Below are 21,487 nucleotides of genomic sequence, written 5' to 3'. Positions count from 1 at the left end.
GTTCCCGGGCGCGGGACATCGCCGCCGCGGCCGCGGGCGACCAGCCGGCCGCGGCCGCCTCCGCCTCCCGTACGACGCAGCGGGCGCCCGGCTCCTCGACCGAGCGCTGCCAGCGCAGCCCGTATCCGATGGAGCGCTGGACGAGGTAGCCGAGGACCCGGGCGAGCTGGGAGCCGCCCTCGAAGGCGGGCCCCACGTCGGGGTCGGACTCGATGAGGGAGTGCAGCAGATGGGCGGTGTCGATCTGCCGGTCCCCGTCGCGCAGCGCTCGGCGGCGCGCACCGGCCACGACCATGGCGAGCGCGGCGGTCGGGCCCGGCTCGATGTCCGCGGGCCGGGCGGCGGACTGCCGGGGCACGCGAGGGACGGGACTTTGCACTCTCCCACCTCATCAGGCCATGACGGCCGGAACATCCCCGAGGAGAAGCATGTGCGCATCCCACGGCGGTTGGGCACGGACGTACGGCTCCTCCTCCTTGGGGAGGAGATTGCGGGAAGTCGGTCTCGGGGGCGCGCGCCGCCTTGCTCTGCGCCCCGGGCGCAACCACGGCCCCCTTCCGTTACGTCTCCCGGGTATGTTCTGGATGGTCGCGCTGCTCGCACTCGACGGGCGGCAGTACGTCTACCGCGTGTACGCGCCGCGGGAAGCGCTGCCGGCCGACCTCTTCTGGGCCGCATTCCACTGCCACGACGAGAGCGGGGGGCCTCGGGCCTCCGACTGGTTCGACGCGGCGCAGATGTGGTGGATCGGCGACATCGAAGAACTGACGGTTCATCAGTATTGAATGTTCGCCGCCGCCCGGCTACGTTCCGCGACACCGGATCCCAACGACGACACGTGAACGCGTGAAGGGGTGGTCGCATGGCCGAAGTCAGTGCCGAGGCACGGATCGACGCGCCGGCCGAGAAGGTCTGGGCACAGCTGACGGACTTCACCTCGTACGGCGAGTGGAACGCCACCCACACGAACTTCCCGAACGGCGGCCCCGCCCGGCTGGAGGCGGGCGCCACCTTCGCCGAGAACATGAAGCTCATGGGGTTCCCCGCCGAGGTCACCTGGACGGTCGAGGAACTGGAGACGACAAGGGTGCTGGCGATCCGCGGCAAGGGCCCGATGGGCGTCAACGTCGGTACGCGCTACTCCCTCGCGGCGGACGGGGAGGCCACCACCGTCCGGATCGACGGCGAGTTCACCGGCGCGGCCGTCTCGCTGATGGCGGGCAAGCTGAAGGACTCGGCCACCGCGGCGCTGAACGAGTCGCTGCGCAAGCTGGCCGGCCTGGTGACCTGAGCCATGCGCGAGAAGGGGCCCCGCGGCGATGCTCCGCGGGGCCCCTTCCGCCGTCCCGGTCCGTCCGCTCAGTGCTCGTCGGCCAGGATCAGGTACAGCTTCTTGCGGGCCTCGTTGATGACCTCGACGGCCTTCTGCCGCTGCTCGGCGCTGCCGGTCTTCCAGACCTGCCCGAACGCCTCCATCAGGCCGAAGCCGGCCTGCCGGACCTCGTTCAGGGCCTCCCAGTCGACACCGCGCTCGGCATCCTCCCAGGGAGCCTCGGGCCCCGACTCGGCCACGCTGCGGCCGGCGTCGGTGAGCGTGAACAGCTTCTTGCCGCCGTCGCTCGTACTGGCGATCAGACCCTCGTCCTCGAGGAGCTGGAGGGTCGGGTAGACGGAGCCGGGGCTGGGCTTCCACGCCCCACCGCTGCGCTCCCCGATCTCCCGGATCATCTCGTAACCGTGCATCGGGCGATCCTTCAGCAGCGCGAGGATCGAGGCGCGCACGTCACCACGGCGCGCCCTTCCCCGGCCACCGCCGCGACCACGCCCGCCCCCGAAGGGACCTCCGCCGAACGGTCCGCCGCCGAAGCCCGGCCCGAAGGGGCCGAACGCGGCGCGCCGCCGCTCGAAGTCGCCGCGGCCGAATTCGCCGCGTCCGAAGTCACCCCGACCGCGAGGGCCGGGTCCGCAGTCTCCGTGTCCGTGTTCGTGTCCATGTGAACGCATCGCAACGCTCCTTCCATCGGGTACATCGTCGAACTGTCGCGATGCCTCAACGATATATCGGAACAGTTCTTTTACCAAGCCCCGCGCCCACCGGGACCGCTCCCGGGACGCTCCCCCGACCGGTCCAGTCACCCGGGATTGGCCTTGGCCTGCGGCTTCACCGCCCCGGTACGGTCCCTGACATGCGGATCCGAATCGTCGACGCCTTCACCGACCGCCCCTTCTCCGGCAATCCGGCAGGGGTCCTCCTCCTCGACTCCTTCCCGGACGACCACTGGCTCCAGAAGGTGGCCGCCGAGGTCAACCTCTCCGAGACCGCCTTCGCCCACCCGCTCCCGGCGGGCGGCGAGGCCGACTGGGCCCTGCGCTGGTTCACGCCGGCCACCGAGGTCGACATGTGCGGCCACGCCACGCTCGCCACCGCCCACGTCCTGCACACCACCGGGGCCGCGACCGGAACCGTCCGGTTCGCCGCACGCTGCGGGATCCTCAGCGCCACGGCCGAGGAGGACGGCACCGTCACCATGGACTTCCCGACCTCGTCGCTGACCCCCGTCGCGGCCCCGGAAGGGCTGGCCAAGGCGCTGGGCGCGGAGATCGTCTCCGTCCACGACACCGCCGCCCACATCGGCGACCTCGTCGTCGAGCTGCAGGACGAGGCGGCCGTCCGGTCCCTCGCACCGGACTTCGCCGCCCTCGCACACCTCTCGGAGCGGGGCGTCATCGCCACGGCCGTCGCCGCGCAGCCCGAGCGCGGTTACGACTTCGTCTCCCGCGGCTTCTTCCCGCGCGTCGGCATCGACGAGGACCCGGTCACCGGCAGCGCCCACACCGCGCTCGCCCCGTTCTGGTCGGCGCGCCTCGGCCGCGACGAGCTGACCGGCTTCCAGGGCGGCGCCCGCACCGGCATCGTCCGCACCCGCCTGCGCGGCGACCGCACGCTGCTGACCGGCCACGCGGTCACGGTCATCGACGGCGAGCTGCACGCCTGACCCGCCCGCGCACGACGAAGGGGCGTACGGCCGTCGCCGTACGCCCCTTCCGTGTTCCGCCGGCTACGCGGTGGGCAGCCAGTCGACCTTCCCGGCCAGCAGCCCGTAACCGACGAAGGCCACGATGTCGAGCAGCGCGTGCGCCACCACCAGCGGCCCCACCCGCCCCCACCTGCGGTACAGCCACACGAAGACGACGCCCATCACCACGTTGCCGAGGAAGCCGCCGATCCCCTGATACAGGTGGTACGAGCCGCGCAGCACCGAGCTCGCCACCAGGGCCGCCATCGGCGTCCACCCCAACTGCCCCAGTCTGCGGAGCAGATAGCCGACGACGATGACCTCCTCCAGTACGGAGTTCTGCACCGCCGACAGGATCAGGACCGGGTACTTCCACCACACGCCCGGCAGCGACTCGGGCACCACCGTCAGATTGAAGCCCGCCGCCCGTGCCACCAGATAGAAGGCGAGGCCGGCGCTGCCGATCCCGGCGGCGATCAGCGCGCCGCGCCGCAGGTCCGGCCACGGCTTGGACCGGTCGAAGCCGATGGCCCGCAGCCCCGCCCCCTCCCGCAGCAGCAGATGCGCGACGAGCGCGACCGGAACGAGCGCAGAGGCGATGCCGAAGAGCTGCCAGGCGAGGTCGAGCCACGGCCGCCCGGGCGCGTACGAGCCGTTGAGCGTCGCCGCCTGGTCCTTCAGACCGCCCGGCTTGGTCAGCGAGCCGACGAAGCTGATGAGCGCCGAGACACCGCTCGCACCGAGGGAGAGCGCGAGCACGAGCACCGTCTCGGACCGCAGGACCCTGCGCGGCGCCCCCTCGGGGAAAAGGGAACCGGCGACCACTCGTTGATCCGACACCACACCTGTCTCCACTTCCCCATCGCTTTCCGGGTACGGAGATCATGCGCGACGAGCCTGTGCGGACGCCATTCCGGTGGCCTGATGCCGTGGAGGCGGCCGGGGCACCCCCGGGCGCCGGCTCAGTCGATCCCCACCGGCCAGGTGTGCACCGGCTCCCCGGCGTGCATCAGCTCGGCGTAGCGACGGGTCGTCGCCGCCAGGGCCGCGTCCCGGTCGAGGCCGGTCTCCAACGCCTTGTGGAAGGTGTCGGCCTGCCAGGAGGCGCCGTTCACCCGCGCCCGGCACCGCTCCTCGATCACGCCGAGGTAGAAATCCCGGTCGGCGGGCTCCACGTGCCAGGCGTCGAGGCCGGCCGCGGCCAGCGGCAGCAGCTCGTCGAGGACGAGGCGTACGGCGGGCACGCTCGCCACCCCGCCCGACCGGCCCGGGCGCGGCCAGCGCAGTTCCGACTCGATCCCGTGGCGGCAGGCCGCGTCGAAGTTCGCGGCTGCGTCCTCGAACGGCAGCCGCTTCCACACCGGTCGCGTGTCCTCGGCGAGCGCCCGGACGAGCCCGTAGTAGAAGGCCGCGTTGGCGACGACATCGGTCACGGTCGGCCCGGCCGGCAGCACCCGGTTCTCCACCCGCAGGTGCGGGACCCCGTCCACCCACCCGTAGACCGGGCGGTTCCACCGGTAGACCGTGCCGTTGTGCAGGACGAGCTCCTGCAGCCGCGGCACCCCGCCCCGGTCGAGGACGAGGAGCGGGTCCTCCTCGTCGCAGATCGGCAGCAGCGGGGGGAAGTACCGCAGATTCTCCTCGAAGAGGTCGTACGCGGAGTCCACCCATCGCTCCCCGAACCAGGTCCGCGGCCGCACCCCCTGGGCCTGGAGCTCCGGTGGCCGGGTGTCCGTGGCCTGCTGGAAGAGCGGCGGCCGCGACTCCCGCCACAGCTCGTGACCGAAGAGGAACGGGGAGTTGGCGCCGACGGCGATCTGGACCGCAGCCACGGCCTGCGCCGCGTTCCACACCGCGGCGAACCGGGCGGGTGTGACCTGGAGGTGCAGCTGCACGGAGGTGCACGCCGCCTCGGGCACGATCGACGTCGAGGTGCACGTCAGCCGCTCCACGCCCTGGATGTCGAGCATGAAGTCCTCGCCGCGCGCGGCGACGATCTGGTCGTTGAGAAGGGTGTAGCGGTCGACGGCGGAGAGATTCTCGAAGACGAGGTCCCGCTGCGCGAGCGTGGGCAGAATTCCGATCATGACCACACCGGCATCGACCTCGCGGGCCTTGCGGTCGGCATATCCCAGACCGGTCCGCAGCTCCTCCGCGAGCCGGTCGAAAACCCGGCCGCCGAGCCGGTGCGGTGCGATGTTCACTTCGAGATTGAACATTCCGAGTTCCGTCTGGAAATCGGAGCTCGCGATCCGGTCCAGCACGGCGCCATTCACCATCCGGGGCATGCCGTCGGCCCCCGCGAGATTGAGTTCGATCTCCAGGCCCATCAGATTCCGCGGCCGGTCGAACCTCTTGTCCGCCAAGAGTCTCGCGAGCCCCGCCAGACACTGCTGGAGCTTCCTCCGGTATCGCTGGCGATCGGACAGGCCGAACCCGTCTGCCACGACCTTCTCGCCCATCGAAGCGTCCTTCCCCGATCGGTCGGCAGCGGCGACGGCCGCGCGTGTCACGGACGATGATGCCCAGCCGACTGATCCATAACGCCTGCGGCGTGGCACCGTCGAACGATAGGCTGGAGGAAGCACACCCCGGCACATCCCGAAGGCACTGGCATTCGACATATTCCAGCGCCATAATTGCCGGAAGGATGGAATCGCTATTCGGCCGTCCGCATCCGCGACGACGCCGCAGGCAGACGAGGCGCACCCGCCCCGAAGCCACCGAACCGCCCCGAAAAATAAGGCCGGATGAAGCCTTGCCGGCAATCTCGCCGACGGCTAGCGGAAACAATGCGTGAACACGTCTCGTATAAACTCCGCGAACGAGGCAGAGTGTTGGCGCCCGGCCATGGCCTCATGGCCCCTCCGGCCCGGCAGCTGACAGCGCCGTCGTACCTGCCCACGCGTCACCGTGTCTCCTGAGTGAGAGGCGACCCATCATGCTCCGACCCTCCCCGGCCCCCGGGCCGGCCCTGCGCAGTGTCCTCGCGGCCCTCGGTTCCCCCACCGCCGTCCGTGAGGCGCGAACTCCCGCCCTCCGGTCCGCCCAGGGACCGCTGAGCCCTGAGCTGCCCCTGCCCGTGCATGTCCTCGACGTACGGGACCAGGCCGTACCGCCGGGGCAGGCACCGCGCACACGGCTCGCCGGATGGCGCTTCCTCATCCGGGGCACCGACCGGGCCGTCGCCGCCGCCGACACCATGCTCACCCCCGACGGCTGGTCCTTCTCGCACTTCTTCGAGGGCCCGTACGTCACCGCGACGGAACGTGCCCTGCTCCACGCGGAGACGCTCCCCACCCCGTACCAGCCGCGCCTGCTCTCCGTACCGCAGCTGTACATGCTCACGCTGTGGCTGCACGGCGACACGGAGGCCGACGGCGCCTCGGCGGATCTGGACCCGGCCGACCTGCTCGTCCCGCTCGCCCCCGCGCCGCCGGGCATCGCCGCCCACCGTCCGCACCGCGTCGCCGATCTCCTGCCCGTCCTGACCCTGCGCCTCGCGTCGCCGCCGCCCCTGCTGGGGACGCCGGCGCCGGCGGCCTGACCCGCCCCCACACACGCGCACAGCACAGCTCCCGCCCCGCGGCCGTCCGGGCCGCGGGGCGCGATGCTGTCGAACGTCCGCGTCGAACACCCCTCCCCGTACGGACTAGCCCACTGGGGCTACCCCGAACCACCCGAAGAGACCGCCCAGTTGAGCTGAACCGCCCGCGCGGGTGATACGTCTTCATGCAGTAGGAAGAGCTGCCGTGAAATACCTGCGGATCGACGTCCGTGGGGGAACACTGGACCAACCGAACCGACAACGGGGGGCGGCCATGAGCACCGCAGCGAGCCGCAGGACGACATTCACCACGACGCAGCGAAAGAACCCATCCATGTGCCAGCACCAGCCAGCCTGTCCCACCGCCGACTCCGCCGACCGGGAGGCGGCCCGTCTGATGGCACACCACCCCGAGCAGGGCTGGAGCCTGCTGTGCAACGGGGTCCTGCTCTTCGAGGACACCGGTGAACTGCTGCCGGACGGACAGATCATCGCCCCGCACCGCCCGCTGACCGCGGGCCGGGTGACGACCGCCGCCTGAGGCGGGCACGCCGGAGCGCCGCGCGTACGAGGGAACACGACAAAGGGCCGGCCCGGAGGAGACCTCCGAACCGGCCCTGACTCATGCTCAGTTGTCGTACTCGTCCAGCGGCGGGCAGGAGCAGACCAGGTTGCGGTCGCCGAAGGCACCGTCGATCCGGCGGACCGGCGGCCAGTACTTGTCCGCGGCCGAGACACCGGCCGGGAAGACCGCCTCGTCACGGGTGTACGGGTGGTTCCACTCGCCGCCCAGCGCGGCCGCGGTGTGCGGGGCGTTGTGCAGCGGGTTGTCCTCGGCGGGCCACTCGCCCGACGCGACCTTCTCGATCTCGCCGCGGATCGCGATCATCGTGTCGCAGAAGCGGTCGAGCTCGGTCAGGTCCTCGGACTCGGTCGGCTCGATCATCAGCGTCCCGGCCACCGGGAACGACATCGTCGGCGCGTGGAAACCGTAGTCGATCAGGCGCTTGGCGATGTCGTCGACGCTGACGCCGGTCGCCTTGGACAGCGGGCGCAGGTCGACGATGCACTCGTGGGCGACCAGACCGGCGGGCCCGGTGTAGAGCACCGGGTAGTGCGGCTCCAGGCGCTTGGCGATGTAGTTCGCGGCGAGGACGGCCACCTGCGTCGCGCGCTTGAGGCCCTCGCCACCCATCAGACGCACGTACGACCAGGAGATCGGCAGGATGCCGGCCGAGCCCCACGGGGCGGCCGAGATCGGGCCGACGCCCGTCTCGGGACCGGCCGAGGGCTGCAGCGGGTGGTTCGGCAGGTACGGGGCGAGGTGCGCGCGCACACCGACCGGCCCGACGCCGGGACCGCCGCCACCGTGCGGGATGCAGAAGGTCTTGTGCAGGTTCAGGTGCGAGACGTCGCCGCCGAACTTGCCCGGCTTCGCGAGACCCACCAGCGCGTTGAGGTTGGCGCCGTCGACGTACACCTGGCCGCCGGCGTCGTGCACCTCGGCGCAGATGTCGGCGACGTGCTCCTCGAACACACCGTGCGTGGACGGGTAGGTGATCATCAGCACGGACAGCTCGTCGCGGTACTGCTCGATCTTGGCCCGCAGGTCCGCGACATCGACCTCGCCGTCGTCGGCGGTCTTGACGACGACGACCTTCATGCCGGCCATCACGGCGCTGGCGGCGTTGGTGCCGTGCGCGGAGGACGGGATGAGACAGACGGTGCGCTGCAGGTCGCCGTTGGCGCGGTGGTAGGCGCGGACGGCCAGCAGACCGGCCAGCTCGCCCTGCGAACCGGCGTTGGGCTGGATCGAGACCTTGTCGTAGCCGGTGACCTCGGCGAGGCGCTCCTCCAGCTCGGTGATGAGCGTGAGATAGCCCTGGGCCTGGTCCACGGGCGCGAAGGGGTGCATCTGACCGAACTCGGGCCAGGTCACCGACTCCATCTCGGTGGTCGCGTTCAGCTTCATGGTGCAGGAGCCGAGCGGGATCATGCCGCGGTCGAGCGCGTAGTCGCGGTCGGCGAGCTTGCGCAGGTAGCGCAGCATCGACGTCTCGGAGCGGTGCGCGTGGAAGACCGGGTGGGTCAGGTACGCGTCGGTGCGCAGGAGCCCGGCGGGCAGCGCGTCCTCGGCGGTGGCGTCCAGGGCCTCGATGTCGGCGGTGACGCCGAAGGCGCTCCAGACGGCGCCGAGCTCGGCGCGCCCGGTGGTCTCGTCGCAGGAGACCGAGACGTGATCGGCGTCGACGAGGTACACGTTGACGCCGGCCTCACGGGCGGCGGCGACAGCCTCGGCGGCCTTGCCGGGCACCCGGACGGTGAGGGTGTCGAAGTACGAGCCGTGCACGACCTCGACGCCACCGGCCTTCAGTCCCTCGGCGAGGACGGTGGCGTACCGGTGAACGCGCTGAGCGATCTGCTTCAGGCCGTCGGGGCCGTGGTAGACGGCGTACATGCCGGCCATGACGGCGAGCAGCACCTGCGCGGTGCAGATGTTGCTGGTGGCCTTCTCGCGGCGGATGTGCTGCTCGCGGGTCTGCAGTGCCAGGCGGTAGGCGCGGTTGCCGTCGGCGTCGACGGAGACACCGACGAGACGGCCGGGAAGGGAGCGGGCGTGCTTGTCCTGGACGGCCATGTAGCCGGCGTGGGGACCGCCGAAGCCCATCGGGACGCCGAATCGCTGGGTGGTGCCGACCGCGATGTCCGCGCCCAGCTCGCCGGGCGAGGTGAGCAGCGTCAGCGCGAGCAGGTCGGCGGCCACGGTGACGATCGCGCCGAGCTCGTGGGCGGCGTCGATGACCGGCTTGATGTCCCGGACGGCGCCGGAGGCACCCGGGTACTGCAGCAGCACACCGAACACGCCGCGCTCGGCGATGTCGGCCGGAATGCCCTCGCTCAGGTCCGCGACGACGACCTCGACGCCGGTGGGCTCGGCGCGGGTCTCGATGACGGCGATGGTCTGGGGCAGGGCGTCGGCGTCGACGAGGAAGACACCGTTCTTGACCTTGCCGACACGGCGGGAGAGCGCCATGGCCTCGGCGGCCGCGGTGCTCTCGTCGAGGAGGGAGGCGCCGGAGGTGGGCAGACCGGTGAGGTCGGCGACCATGGTCTGGAAGTTGAGGAGCGCCTCCAGGCGGCCCTGCGAGATCTCCGGCTGGTAGGGCGTGTACGCCGTGTACCAGGCCGGGTTCTCCATGACATTGCGCAGAATGACCGGCGGGGTGAAGGTGCCGTAGTAGCCGAGGCCGATCATCGGGGCGAGGACCTGGTTGCGGTCGGCGAGCGAGCGCAGCTCGGCGAGGACCTCTGCCTCGGTGCGGGCGGCGGGCAGACCCAGCGCCTCGGCGTTCTTGATCACGTCCGGCACGGCGGCGGCCGTGAGCTCGTCGAGAGAGCCGTAGCCGACGTGCGCGAGCATCTTGGCCCGGGCTTCGGCGTCGGGCCCGATGTGCCGCTGCTCGAACGGGATGCCCTGTTCGAGTTCGGAGAGCGGAGTGCGGTTGGCGGTCATGTACGGAGGCCTCCTGGTCGTCACGACCTGCGAGGGCACCACGGCGCGGATGCCCGGACGGCCTCCCCCTCTGTCATCTCAACCTGAGAGCTTCACCGGCACGCCGAAGGGCGGGCCGGCTTTCACCGTCGGTGAGAGCGGATGCCGTCGGACGCCCGCCCTGCTTTCCAGAGTGACCTCGTCCGTGCGGTACAGGGGCCTGAGAGATTCCGGGGAGGATTTGCTCCTTCGGCGCCTCCGAAAGGTTTCTCCGGAGGACTCTCCCGCACGGGGTCGACAGCCACAGCCAGCCTACCAGCGCGGTTCCCACTGCCATCGCTCAAGTGGCCGACATCCCAGATGTGCACTTTCGTTGTCTTTGTAGAGGAGTTGCGACCTGTTGGAGGGACCGTGCAGACCGACATCGATCCGCGCAGCCTGATCGGCCGCAAGGCGTTCGACCGCGACGGCAACAAGATCGGCACCGTGGACGAGGTGTACCTGGACGACGCCACCGGAGTCCCGGAGTGGGCGGCGGTCCGCACGGGACTGTTCAGCCGGGACGCCTTCGTCCCCCTGGAGCCGAGCGAACTGATCGACGACGGCCTCCACGTCCCGTACGAACGGGCTCTGATCAAGGACGCCCCGGACTTCGGCGTGGGCCGCCACCTCTCCCCGGAACAGGAACTCCAGCTCTACCGCCACTACAACCTCGCCCTCCCCGCCGCCCCACCCCCGGACCACGACTTCGGCCACCTGGCGGGCCAGGACGACTGACCACCGCCGGGTCCCCCGAGACTGCGGTCGTCGGCGGCAGGCACCCATCACGGCATGGAGCCGCCGCGGCCCGGGCGGTCTCGCGATCGGCGACGACCGCCCTTCCACGCTGAGCACAGGCCGCCCCCTCAGGATCGCTCCCTGCCCCCGTGCGGCCGCAACGCCGGCAGACACACGCGGCGCGTCAGCCGCCGCAGCGGGGGCGTGCCGCGGTCGCCGACGCCCGTCCCCCACACCGAGCACGGCTGCCCACAGGCTCGCTCCCCTGCCCCGTGCGGCAGCAACCGCCGGCAGACAGACGCGGCGCGCACGGGCGGTGCGGCTGGGAATCACAGCCCGGCCGCAGGCCGGGCGCATGCCTGGGCGACCGCCGCCGCCCCCGTCGCCCCGCCACCCACCAGCGGCAGCGGATCCGCCGCCTCCAGCTCCGGGTCGTCGACGAGGAACGTCCGCACCCGCCCGGGCGCCGACCCCGGTTCCTCGAAGCGCACGGTGACCCGCCCCACCCCGCTTCCCTGCACCCACCCGGCGCCGTACACCGCGTGCCGCACGTCGAGCCCGGGCGCCCACCGCCGCTCGACGGGGCCCGGCGCCTCGGCCTCGGCCGGCGCCACCGCGGCGGAAGCCTCCTCCGTGAAGCCTTCCCCCGCCTCCGCTTCCGCCTGGGCGAACAGGTCCTCCTGCGTGTAGTCGGCGAGCCCGCTCACCCCCACCCCCAGCAACCTCACCCCGCCTGTCGTGTCCACCCCCTCCAGCAGCCGCGCCGCCGCCTCGCGCACGACCACGGGGTCGTCCGTCGGCCCCCGCAGCGTCTCCGAGCGGGTCAGGGTCGAGAAGTCGAACCGCCGCACCTTCAGCACGATCGTCCGTCCCGAGTGCCCGGACCCCCGCAACCTCCGCACGCACCGCTCCGCCAGCCGCTCGACCTCCGTGCGGATCCGCACGCGGTCGTGCAGGTCCACGTCGAACGTGTCCTCCACCGAGACCGACTTCGCGTCTCTCTCGGCCACCACGGGCCTGTCGTCGTAGCCCTGGGCCATCCTGTACAGCGAGGCCCCGTGCGACCGCCCCAGGAGCCGTACAAGCTCGTCCTCGCCCGCTTCCGCGAGGTCCGACACCGTCGTCATCCCGGCTCGTCGCAGATGTTCCCCCGTCGCCGGCCCGACCCCCGGCAGAATGCGCACCGACTTCGGCCCGAGCAGCTCCCGCTCCGTCCCGGGTTCGATGAGCACGAGCCCGTCCGGCTTGGCCTCCTCCGAGGCGATCTTCGCGATCATCTTGGACCCCGCGAGCCCCACCGACCCGGTCAGCCCCGTGGTGGCCAGGATGTCCCGGCGCAGCCGCTCACCGGTCGCCCGGGCGCTGGGGCCGTCGTCGGCCGCTCCGCCGGCCTCCAGGTCGACGAAGGCCTCGTCCAGACTCAACGGCTCCACGAGCGGGGAGAGGCGCCCCAGGAGCTCCATGACCTGCTCGCTGATCGCCCGGTAGAAAGCGAAGCGCGGGACCAGGTACGCGGCATTCGGCGCGAGACGCCTCGCCTGGCCCATCGGCATCGCGGAATGCACCCCGAAGCGCCGCGCCTCGTACGAGGCGGTGGCGACGACCCCGCGCGGCCCGAGGCCTCCGACGACCACCGGCTTTCCGCGCAGACTCGGCTTCGCCGCCTGCTCGGCAGCAGCGAAGAAGGCATCCATGTCCAGATGCAGGATCGTCGGCGCGGCTCTCACATCTCCGATGCTCCCCTACGCCACTGACAATCGACCCGGACGCCCGTACGGCGCCCTCGCGGCAGGCCCGGGGGCGCCCCGGCGGACCGTCCCCGCCGCAGCGGCAGCGGTCCCTCGGACCGACCGGTCAGACCGCCCTGTCGCGCCGCCGCCGCGCGAGCTCGTCCCCTGGGTTGTGCCCGATCAGCGTCTCGCCGGTGTCGACGCGTTCGCCGTGCAGCTGCGAGAGCGCCGCCTCCACATCCCGCCAGACCACACCGACGGCGATGCCGAAGACGCCCTGGCCGCCCTGGAGCAGGTCGACGACCTCGTCGGGCGAGGAGCACTCGTAGACCGTCGCCCCGTCGCTCATCAGCGTCATCCGCTCGAGATCGCGAAAACCCCGGGCCCGCAGATGCTGCACGGCGGCCCGGATGTTCTGCAGCGCGACACCGGTGTCCAGAAAACGCTTGACGATCTTGAGGACGACGACGTCGCGAAAGCTGTAGAGCCGCTGCGTCCCGGAGCCGTAGGCCGGCCTGACGCTCGGCTCCACGAGCCCGGTCCGGGCCCAATAGTCCAACTGGCGATAGGTGATCCCCGCCGCCGCACACGCGGTCGGGCCGCGATATCCCACCGTGTCCGTGCCGGCTTCCCCATCCTCGCCCGCACCCGCGGCCGCACCGAGGTCGCCCACACTGCCGTGAAGCGGATACGGACCGCTCCCCCCGGGCGCCCGCCCGAGGGAGCCCCCTGCCGTACCGTCGCCGCTGCTCATCACGCCGACCCTCCGTCCTTGACCTGCCCACACGAAGGTAGGCAGTCACTCGGGGTGCGTCAACGATCGCCACACTCGGCACGCCGAGTGATAATCACCCTGAGAGTGGTTTCCCGTGTCTCTCTTCGGGGAAAGGCTACTCGAATGCGCTGACGCGCCCCCGGGAGAGCGCCCCGACCGGACCTCCGGTCTCGCGTGTCATTGGTTGCTGGAACCGAAGTCCTCCGGGGAGATCTGGTCGAGGAATTCGCGGAACTTCTCCACCTCGTCCTCCTGCTCGTCCGGAATCGCGATACCGGCGTCGTCGAGGACACCGTCGCTGCCGAAGATCGGTGTCCCGGTTCGCAGGGCCAGCGCTATCGCGTCGGAGGGCCTTGCGCTCACCTCGACACCGCTGGCGAAGACCAGCTCCGCGTAGAAGACACCCTCACGGAGATCCGTGATGCGGACCTCGGTGAGCTCTTGGCCCACGGCTTCAAGGACGTCCTTGAAGAGGTCGTGCGTCAGCGGCCTGGCAGGGGCCATGCCCTGCTGGGCGAAGGCGATGGCGGTCGCCTCCCCAGGTCCGATCCAGATGGGGAGGTACCGATCGCCTCCCACTTCACGCAGGAGCACGATCGGTTGGTTGGAGGGCATTTCCACCCGGACACCCACAACGTCGAGCTCGTTCACACAGCAACCCTAGGACGTGCTCGGCCGGTTTGGGTAGTCGGGCTCCCCCAAGATCACTGCAGCCGGATCCCCAGAGCGGTCTGGACCAGCGCCGCATGGAGCCGTACGGAGAGCCCGGCGAGCTCCTTGGCGGTGGCCTCCGCATGGGCCCTGGTCTGCGGATTACGGTGCCGACGCAGGGGCGCGACCATCTGTTCGACCAGTCCCGCCTCCCGGTCGGCGGCGGCTTTGACCGCCCGCAGATGCCTCGGTTCCAGACCGAATCTGCCCAGATCCGCGACCAGACGGGCGACGGTGATCGCCTCGGGGTCGTACCCGCCCTCGGCTCCCGGGGCGAGCAGTCCGTACGACTCCCACTCCACGAGCTCCTCCTCCGTCACCTCAGCGGCGGCGAGCAGCTCGGCCCGGCCCACCCGCGCGGCGGTCGGACGGTCGCTCTCGGGATCCCACGCCCCGTCGAGCAGGTCCCGCTGCGGGCTGGGCGACGGGAGTTTGACCTGTTCGCCCCTGGCAAGGGCGTCGAGATGCTCGCGGATGACCTTCAGCGGAAGATAGTGGTCCCGCTGCATCCGCAGGATCTGGGCGAGCCGCTCCACGTCCTGCGGGCTGAACTTCCGGTACCCGGAGGCCGTCCGCCGGGGCTCGACGAGCCCCTCGGCCTCCAGGAAACGGATCTTGGAGATGGTCACTTCGGGAAACTCGTCGCGCAGCTGGCTCAGCACCGTACCGATGCTGACCAGCCGGTCGCCCGCGGTGGCGGTGCCGTGTCCGGCACCGCCCGTCGGTGTTCGCAGCATGGACCTTCCCTGAAGGCTTCTCCGAGGCGTCAGACGCCTCGCTGGCTCGAGTAGAAGACCAGGCGGTACTTGCCGATCTGCACCTCGTCGCCGTTGGACAGAACGACCGAGTCGATCGGCTCGCGGTTGACGTACGTACCGTTGAGGCTGCCGACATCGGCGACCGTGAAGCTGCCGTCCTGCGCCCGCCGGAACTCGACATGGCGCCGGGACACGGTGAAGTCGTCCAGGAAGATGTCGCTCTGCGGGTGGCGGCCGGCCGTGGTCAGCTCGCCGTCCAGCAGGAAGCGGCTGCCCGAGTTCGGACCGCGCCGCACCACAAGGAGTGCCGAACCGGCAGGCAGGGCCTCGACCGCTGCCAGCGCCTCGGGAGAGAGGGACGGCACCGCGGTCTGGCCGGTGACCTCCGCGTCGTAGGCCTCAAGACCCGAGATCGAGATCGTCGACGTCGTCTCGGACGCGCGCTCCGCGGGCGCCCCGCCCCTCAGCGGCGTGCCGCAGTGGGAGCAGAAACGGCTGTCCGCGGCGTTGCGGTGACCGCACCTCGTACACACCGGCATGGACGCATCCTCCTGCCGCGGTCGACCCGCGGAGGTTTGGGTCGCATACGGGTCGGGGGTGAACCCTCCACCCGTACCTGAGGTTGATGGTTCTCCGAAACCTATGCGGCCGGCACCGGCAGGGTCAACAGACGACGCGCCCTGTGCGCCCGAAATGTCACCGCCCTGGCTACCGACCTCGTCACGGAAGAGCGGGCGCTCGCCACCCTGCTCCTCGCTCTGGGCATGGCGCGACGCGCGGTGCTTGGCGTTGCCGCCGTCCTCGCGTGCGCTCTTGCCGAACAACTTCGCAAAAAAACTCACGGGCGATTCCCCTTGACCGAAACAGACCCGCCCGTGGGGCAGGACGAACCCTGAATGAACACACCTGCCGACCCGGACATCCTCACAACGTCCGTATCCTCCGGACAGTTTCCACCACGCACCACGCTTGTGGTGCGGCGACCCCCCGCAACGTCTTGCCCTTGTCGCGCGACCGCCATGCACCCCCGCGTCACTGCGAGGACGACTGAGCGTAGTCAGGCCGCTTCGCAGGTCGCAAGGCGTCCACAACGATCTTCTGGGACCGGGCCACGGACGCCGTGGCCTGCTCCTTCTCCAGGGTCTGGACGACTCCACCCGGGATGTTGAGCGCGGGCTCGAGATCCTCGGGCTTGCCGATGACCTTGAAGACGTACGGAGCGGTCACCTTCGTTCCATCGATCTCTATCGAACCGTCGCCGCCGGAGAAATAGCTGTCCGCGACCACGCGTACGTCGTTGATCTGGATCGCCTCGGCACCGGCCGCACGCAGCTCCTGGATCGCGTCGAGCAGCATGTCGGACTCGACCGCTCCCGCACCGTCCGCGATCGTCAGGGTGATACCGGGGCCCTCGGCGGCAACCGTGCCGGCCAGGATGCCGAGCTGCCGCTCCTTCTCCTGGGTCTGCTTCCGGGCCTCTTCGGCCTGGTCCGAGCTGGTCTCCAGCTCCGAGCGCTGGGTCCCGAGCCGCGTCTTCTCGTCCTCCAGGCGCTGTGTGCGGTCGTCGAGCTCGTCGAGGATCCGCACCAGGTCCTCCTGGCGGGCTCCGCGCAGCGCGCTGTTGTCGCTGGTGGAGCGCACCTGGATGGCGAGTCCGAGTCCGAGGACGAACAGCAGTACGGCGACGATGAGTTGGGCCCTGCTCACCCGCGGCGGCCACAGCCCGGCGGCGAGCCGCTGCCGCCCGGTCAGCTGCGGCTCCTCGTTCACCGGCGTCTCGTCCTGAGGAGCCGCCTTCTCAGGACTCCCGTTCCCAGGAGTCCCCTTCTGAGGAGTCTCGCCGCCAGGAGTCCCGTTCTCGGAGCTCTCGTTCCGAGGGCTCTCGTTCCGAGGGCTCTCATCCTGAGGCGTGTCGTCGTTGCTCATCGGCCTCACGCCCGGAAGACGTGCCGCCGGATGGCGGCCGCGTTGGAGAAGATCCGGATGCCGAGCACGACGACGACACCGGTCGACAACTGCGCGCCCACGCCCAGCTTGTCGCCGAGGAAGACGATCAGCGCCGCCACCACCACGTTCGACAGGAAGGAGACCACGAAGACCTTGTCGACGAAGATCCCGTCGAGCATGGCCCGCAGCCCGCCGAAGACCGCGTCGAGGGCGGCGACCACGGCGATCGGAAGATAGGGCTCGACCACCGCCGGAACCTCGGGCCGGACGAAAAGTCCGACCACCACTCCCACGATCAGGCCCAGTACGGCGATCAAGATGTGCCCTTCCCTGTGTCGGCCGTGGCCTGTCCGGTGGCCTTGGCCGCCCCGGCTCCCCTCGGCACTGCTGTACGTACGATCAGGCTCGGCGCGGCCGGCAGACGCACCTCGGCCTCGGCCGAGATGCTGGTGCGGATCCCGAAGTTCTCCTGCAGCGCGTGCAGGTACTGTCCGTCGGCGCTGTCCTGGAACGCGGTGCTCAACCGCTGCCCGTCCCCCACGGCCAGTACCGTGTACGGCGGTACCAGCGGCTTGTTGTCGACCAGTATGGCGTCACCCGCCGCCCGGATCGCGGACAGCGACGTCAACCGCTGGCCGTTGATCGCCACGGCCTCGGCGCCGGACTCCCACAGACCGTTGACGATCCGCTGCATGTCCCGGTCGCGGACCCGGCCGGTGTCGGAGAACCCACTGCTCTCCCGCGGGCCCCCGCCGCCCTGTTCGGTGTCCTTGGCGTCGTCCACGACGAGCTTCACACCCGGCCCGCGCACGGGCGTGGCACCCGAGAGGAGCGCCACGAGCTCGGCCTGGTCGCCGCCGTGCTGCTCCAGCACCTTGCGCTGCCGCTCTCCGACCTCGTCGCGGATCTTCTCGACGTCCTGCTCCAGCCGGTCGGCCGCCGAGGTCTCCGCTTCGATCCGGTCGATGAGCTCCTGCCGCTCCTTGGCCACGACCGGCGCGGAGATCCGCGCCTCGGCCGCGCCCACGGTGACCACGGCCGCGGCCAGGACGAGACCGGCGGCGAGCCCGAGCTTGGCGCGCAGCGTGCGGGGCAGTCCCCCACCCTCCGCCTCACGCCGGGCCGACGCCTCCGCGTAACCGTCGTCGAGAGCGTGGTCCATCACGTTGTTCAGCAGCGACATGGACGCGTCCGGACGCGCGGGCGGTGATCCGGTGCTCCGTACGGGGTGCTGCTGCGACATGCCGCACATCGTCGCACGTCGGCGGGGCTACCGCCGAATGGCCCCACCGATGAGCCGGCAGGCGTCCCGAGGACACCTCCCGGCTCACCGGCCGGCAACCGTCAGCGACCTGCGCCCTCGACCACACTCGACCACTCGTCGAGCAGGGCCTGGGCCGAGGTGTCGTCCGGCCCCTCAGCCCACAGATGGGTGACGGCCTCGGCCGGGTCGGGCAGCACCATCACCCAGCGCCCGTCCGCCTCGACCACCCGCACCCCGTCGGTGGTGTCCACGGACCGGTCACCGGCCGCCTCCACCACCCTGCGCATCACCAGGCCCTTGACCGCCCACGGCGTCGCGACGTCCCGCTTGAGCACATGCGCCCGCGGGATACGGGCGTCGATCTGGCTCAGCGTGAGCTGCGTCCGTGCCACCAGACCGATCAGCCGTACGAAGGCGGCCGCACCGTCGAAGACGCTGCTGAACTCGGGGATGATGAAGCCACCGCGGCCGTCACCACCGAAGATCGTGGACTCCTCGCGCCCGACCCGCGTCAGATCGTCCGGCGAGGTCGTCGTCCACTCCACCTGGGTGCCGTGGTAGGCCGCGACCTGCTCGGCGATCCTCGTGGTCGTCACGGGCAGCGCCACCCGCCCGGAGCGCCGCTCGGCGGCCACCAGGTCCAGCATGACGAGCAGCGAGCGGTCGTCCTCGATGATCCGACCCCGCTCGTCGACGAGCGAGAGCCGTTCACCCACCGGGTCGAACCGCACACCGAACGCCGCCCGTGCGGAGGCCACGATCTCCCCGAGCCGTACGAGTCCGGCCCGCCGCGTCTCGATCGACTCCGTGGGCCGGGCCTCGTCGAGCCCCGGGTTGATCGTCAGCGAGTCCACCTGCAGCCGGCCGAGCAAGCTCGGCAGCACGAGACCCGCACTGCCGTTGGAGGCGTCGACGACCACCTTCAGTCCTGCCTCCGCGATCCCGGAGGTGTCGACGTTCCGCAGCAGTGAGCCCGTGTACGAGTCGAAGACGCTCGCCGGGAAGGACAGGTCCCCGATCTCGCCCGGGAAGGCCCGCCGGTACTCCTGACGAGCGAAGACCCGGTCCAGCTTCCGTTGACCGGCCTGCGACAGATCCGCTCCACGCTCGTCGAAGAACATGATGTCCACGGAGTCCGGCACACCGGGCGAGGTCCGCAGCATGATCCCGCCGGCGCTGCCGCGGGCGGTCTGCTGTCTCGCCACGGGCAGCGGTACGTTCTCCAGGTCCCGTACGTCGATGGCGCTGGCCTGCAGCGCCGAGATCACCGCCCGTTTCAGAGCACGCGCACCCCTGGAGTGGTCACGTGCGGTGGTGACCGTCGACCCCTTCTTCAGCGTGGTCGCATACGCGCCCGCGAGCCGTACGGCCAGCTCGGGCGTGATCTCCACGTTGAGGATGCCGGAGACCCCGCGCGCCCCGAAGAGGTGCGCCTGGCCGCGCGACTCCCAGATGACGGAGGTGTTGACGAAGGCACCGGCCTCGATCGTCTTGAAGGGGTAGACGCGCACGTTCCCCTGAACAATCGATTCCTCACCGACGAGGCACTCGTCCCCGATGACGGCGCCGTCCTCGATCCGGGCGGCCCGCATGACATCGGTGTTCTTCCCGATGACGCAGCCCCGCAGATTGCTCTGCGGACCGATGTAGACGTTGTCGTGGATGACCGCCTTGTGCAGGAAGGCACCGGTCTTGACGACGACGTTCGAACCGATCACGGTGTGCTCACGGATCTCTGCGCCGGCCTCGACCTTGGCGTAGTCACCGATGTAGAGCGGCCCTCGGAGCACGGCGTCGGGATGGACTTCCGCCCCTTCCGCGACCCACACACCGGGCGAGATCTCGAAGCCGTCGAGTTCGACCTGGACCTTTCCTTCGAGTACGTCGGCCTGCGCCTTGACGTAGCTCTCGTGGGTGCCGACGTCCTCCCAGTAGCCCTCGGCGACATAGCCGTAGATCGGCTTGCCTTCCTTCATGAGCTGCGGAAAGACATCACCGGACCAGTCGACCGGAACGTCGGCCTCGACATAGTCGAAGACCTCGGGCTCCATGACGTAGATACCGGTGTTCACGGTGTCCGAGAAGACCTGTCCCCAGGTCGGCTTCTCGAGGAAGCGCTCGACCTTTCCTTCCTCGTCCACGATCGTGATGCCGAATTCCAGCGGATTCGGCACCCGGGTCAGACAGACGGTGACCAGGGCCCCTTTCTCCTTGTGGAAGGAGATCAGGTCGGTGAGGTCGAAGTCGGTGAGCGCGTCGCCCGAGATGACGAGGAAGGCATCGTCTTTCAGTGCCTCCTCGGCGTTCTTCACGCTCCCCGCGGTACCGAGCGGTTTCTCTTCGTTGGCGTAGGTGAGCTCCATACCGAGCTCCTCGCCGTCTCCGAAGTAGTTTCGGACGAGCGAGGCGAGAAACTGCACGGTGACGACGGTCTCGTTGAGACCGTGCCTCTTGAGCAGTCGCAAGACATGCTCCATGATCGGCCGGTTTGCCACCGGCAGAAGAGGCTTGGGCATGCTTGAGGTCATGGGGCGAAGTCGGGTTCCTTCGCCACCGGCCATCACGACGGCCTTCATGTCGGAAGCGTCCTCCTTCAAGAGACGACGGTCCTGCCGACTTCACCCTGTCCGCTCAGTGGCCCCTGGGGCATCCTCGTTCATGCCGGCGACGTTGCACGGCACGGGACTGTCGGGCTCAATCGGCCGCGGTATCCGCCTTGACGAGTCGGCGGACCTGGACCACGTAGAGGATCCCTGCCCACCAATACAGAGTTGTACCCCATCCGGCGAAGGCCCACCCGAAAACTTCAGCGAGTGACGAAAGCCAGCCCCTCCCGTCACTGAGCAGCAGCAGCGGGAACGCGTACATCAAGTTGAATGTCGCAGCTTTCCCGAGGAAGTTCACCTGCGGCGGCGGATAGCCGTGCCGGCGGAGGATTCCCACCATCGCCAGCAGCATCAGCTCGCGTGCCAAAAGGGCCAGGGTGAGCCAGAGCGGGAGGATCTCCCGCCAGGTGAGCCCGACGAGGGTGGAAAGGATGTACAGCCGGTCGGCGGCCGGGTCGAGCAGCCGGCCGAGGCTGCTGATCTGGTTCCAACGCCGGGCCAGCTTGCCGTCCAGATAGTCGCTGACACCGCTGAGCATCAGCACCAGCAGGGCCCAGCCATCGCTGTTGGGGCCACCGAACTCAGGACGGAGAATCAGCCACAGGAAGACGGGCACGCCGACGAGGCGGGCCATGCTGAGGATGTTGGGGATGGTGAGGACCCGGTCCGTCTGAACGCGAGTCTCCTGGACCTCCACCCGGGTGCCTCCTGTGGGAACGTGCCAACGATTTTCCCCCTGACCTTACCTTCAGCCGTGACGGAGGGATGCACAGGGGTCAGCCGGCCCCCTTTTGAACGCAAAAATGCCTCAACCCCCGGACGAGGTCCGGGGGTTGAGGCTAATGATTGTTCGGCGGCGTCC

Annotated in this window: 21 protein-coding genes and 1 riboswitch; of the genes, 6 read left to right on the top strand and 15 right to left on the bottom strand. The window is 70.1% G+C overall.

Annotation, left to right across the window (positions count from 1 at the left end):
• On the bottom strand, positions 1-379 hold a 379-nt coding region (locus J7E93_RS35210), incomplete at its 3' end, for a peptidase (protein ID WP_215074107.1).
• Positions 380-575: 196 nt separating this feature from the next.
• Here J7E93_RS35210 and J7E93_RS35205 point away from each other — a divergent pair.
• Positions 576-785: a hypothetical protein gene (locus J7E93_RS35205; RefSeq protein ID WP_215074106.1), complete on the top strand. Its 210-nt coding sequence runs from the start codon at positions 576-578 to the stop codon at positions 783-785.
• Positions 786-862: 77 nt separating this feature from the next.
• Positions 863-1,291: an SRPBCC family protein gene (locus J7E93_RS35200; protein ID WP_215074105.1), complete on the top strand. Its 429-nt coding sequence runs from the start codon at positions 863-865 to the stop codon at positions 1,289-1,291.
• 68 nt (positions 1,292-1,359) lie between these two features.
• On the opposite strand, the gene J7E93_RS35195 is transcribed toward J7E93_RS35200, so the two are convergent.
• On the bottom strand, positions 1,360-2,004 hold the full coding sequence (locus J7E93_RS35195; protein WP_215074104.1) for a PadR family transcriptional regulator: 645 nt from the start codon (positions 2,002-2,004) through the stop codon (positions 1,360-1,362).
• A gap of 182 nt (positions 2,005-2,186) precedes the next feature.
• On the opposite strand from J7E93_RS35195, the gene J7E93_RS35190 reads away from it, so the two are divergent.
• Positions 2,187-2,996: a PhzF family phenazine biosynthesis protein gene (locus tag J7E93_RS35190; protein ID WP_215074103.1), complete on the top strand. Its 810-nt coding sequence runs from the start codon at positions 2,187-2,189 to the stop codon at positions 2,994-2,996.
• Positions 2,997-3,059: 63 nt separating this feature from the next.
• Here the strand turns inward: J7E93_RS35190 and J7E93_RS35185 are convergent, their stop codons facing one another.
• Positions 3,060-3,857, bottom strand: coding sequence for a CPBP family intramembrane glutamic endopeptidase (locus J7E93_RS35185; RefSeq protein WP_374105474.1), 798 nt, complete (start codon positions 3,855-3,857; stop codon positions 3,060-3,062).
• A 122-nt stretch (positions 3,858-3,979) separates the two neighbouring features.
• Positions 3,980-5,479 carry a glutamate-cysteine ligase family protein gene (locus tag J7E93_RS35180; RefSeq protein ID WP_215074102.1) on the bottom strand — a complete coding sequence of 500 codons (1,500 nt, stop codon included), beginning with the start codon at positions 5,477-5,479 and terminating at the stop codon, positions 3,980-3,982.
• Between the two features lie 479 nt (positions 5,480-5,958).
• Between J7E93_RS35180 and J7E93_RS35175 the strand changes: the two genes are divergently transcribed.
• Both J7E93_RS35175 and J7E93_RS35170 read left to right on the top strand, forming a co-directional pair.
• Positions 5,959-6,564, top strand: a complete 606-nt coding sequence (locus J7E93_RS35175; protein ID WP_215074101.1) for a hypothetical protein — start codon at positions 5,959-5,961, stop codon at positions 6,562-6,564.
• A gap of 334 nt (positions 6,565-6,898) precedes the next feature.
• Positions 6,899-7,105: a DUF5999 family protein gene (locus tag J7E93_RS35170; RefSeq protein WP_137990635.1), complete on the top strand. Its 207-nt coding sequence runs from the start codon at positions 6,899-6,901 to the stop codon at positions 7,103-7,105.
• 87 nt (positions 7,106-7,192) lie between these two features.
• On the opposite strand, the gene gcvP is transcribed toward J7E93_RS35170, so the two are convergent.
• The gene (gene gcvP, locus J7E93_RS35165; RefSeq protein ID WP_215074100.1) at positions 7,193-10,078 is read right to left on the bottom strand and encodes an aminomethyl-transferring glycine dehydrogenase; all 2,886 of its coding nucleotides are present in this window, start codon (positions 10,076-10,078) and stop codon (positions 7,193-7,195) included.
• A 177-nt stretch (positions 10,079-10,255) separates the two neighbouring features.
• Positions 10,256-10,354, bottom strand: a riboswitch (glycine riboswitch).
• Between the two features lie 114 nt (positions 10,355-10,468).
• Here gcvP and J7E93_RS35160 point away from each other — a divergent pair.
• A complete protein-coding gene (locus J7E93_RS35160) occupies positions 10,469-10,834 on the top strand; it encodes a PRC-barrel domain-containing protein (RefSeq protein WP_308368907.1) in 366 nt (121 codons plus the stop codon).
• 329 nt (positions 10,835-11,163) lie between these two features.
• Here J7E93_RS35160 and J7E93_RS35155 read toward each other — a convergent pair whose 3' ends face one another.
• The 10 genes from J7E93_RS35155 to J7E93_RS35110 form a co-directional block, all read right to left on the bottom strand.
• Positions 11,164-12,561: a DNA polymerase IV gene (locus tag J7E93_RS35155; RefSeq protein ID WP_215074098.1), complete on the bottom strand. Its 1,398-nt coding sequence runs from the start codon at positions 12,559-12,561 to the stop codon at positions 11,164-11,166.
• Between the two features lie 127 nt (positions 12,562-12,688).
• Positions 12,689-13,318 carry a MerR family transcriptional regulator gene (locus J7E93_RS35150; protein ID WP_215074097.1) on the bottom strand — a complete coding sequence of 210 codons (630 nt, stop codon included), beginning with the start codon at positions 13,316-13,318 and terminating at the stop codon, positions 12,689-12,691.
• A 198-nt stretch (positions 13,319-13,516) separates the two neighbouring features.
• A complete protein-coding gene (locus J7E93_RS35145; protein ID WP_215074096.1) occupies positions 13,517-13,990 on the bottom strand; it encodes a bifunctional nuclease family protein in 474 nt (157 codons plus the stop codon).
• Positions 13,991-14,043: 53 nt separating this feature from the next.
• Positions 14,044-14,787 carry a MerR family transcriptional regulator gene (locus J7E93_RS35140; protein WP_215074095.1) on the bottom strand — a complete coding sequence of 248 codons (744 nt, stop codon included), beginning with the start codon at positions 14,785-14,787 and terminating at the stop codon, positions 14,044-14,046.
• Between the two features lie 29 nt (positions 14,788-14,816).
• Positions 14,817-15,758: an FHA domain-containing protein gene (locus J7E93_RS35135; protein ID WP_215074109.1), complete on the bottom strand. Its 942-nt coding sequence runs from the start codon at positions 15,756-15,758 to the stop codon at positions 14,817-14,819.
• An 82-nt stretch (positions 15,759-15,840) separates the two neighbouring features.
• Positions 15,841-16,734 (bottom strand): DUF881 domain-containing protein, encoded by an 894-nt coding sequence (locus J7E93_RS35130; RefSeq protein WP_215074094.1) that lies wholly within the window; start codon positions 16,732-16,734, stop codon positions 15,841-15,843.
• Positions 16,735-16,739: 5 nt separating this feature from the next.
• Complete coding sequence (locus J7E93_RS35125) at positions 16,740-17,072, bottom strand: small basic family protein (protein ID WP_158985233.1); 333 nt, start codon at positions 17,070-17,072, stop codon at positions 16,740-16,742.
• Positions 17,069-17,998 carry a DUF881 domain-containing protein gene (locus J7E93_RS35120; protein ID WP_215074093.1) on the bottom strand — a complete coding sequence of 310 codons (930 nt, stop codon included), beginning with the start codon at positions 17,996-17,998 and terminating at the stop codon, positions 17,069-17,071. The genes J7E93_RS35125 and J7E93_RS35120 overlap by 4 nt, the downstream gene beginning before the upstream one ends.
• A gap of 101 nt (positions 17,999-18,099) precedes the next feature.
• The gene (locus tag J7E93_RS35115) at positions 18,100-20,595 is read right to left on the bottom strand and encodes a mannose-1-phosphate guanyltransferase (protein WP_215074108.1); all 2,496 of its coding nucleotides are present in this window, start codon (positions 20,593-20,595) and stop codon (positions 18,100-18,102) included.
• Positions 20,596-20,713: 118 nt separating this feature from the next.
• Positions 20,714-21,322 carry a CDP-alcohol phosphatidyltransferase family protein gene (locus tag J7E93_RS35110; RefSeq protein ID WP_215074092.1) on the bottom strand — a complete coding sequence of 203 codons (609 nt, stop codon included), beginning with the start codon at positions 21,320-21,322 and terminating at the stop codon, positions 20,714-20,716.
• Positions 21,323-21,487: the final 165 nt, after the last annotated feature.

Origin of the sequence: Streptomyces sp. ISL-36 (assembly GCF_018614205.1) — a bacterium.
In the GTDB taxonomy this organism is placed as follows: domain Bacteria; phylum Actinomycetota; class Actinomycetes; order Streptomycetales; family Streptomycetaceae; genus Streptomyces.
The sequence above is the reverse complement of the archived record's forward strand: the minus strand, read 5'-3'. Positions and strand labels throughout refer to the sequence as shown.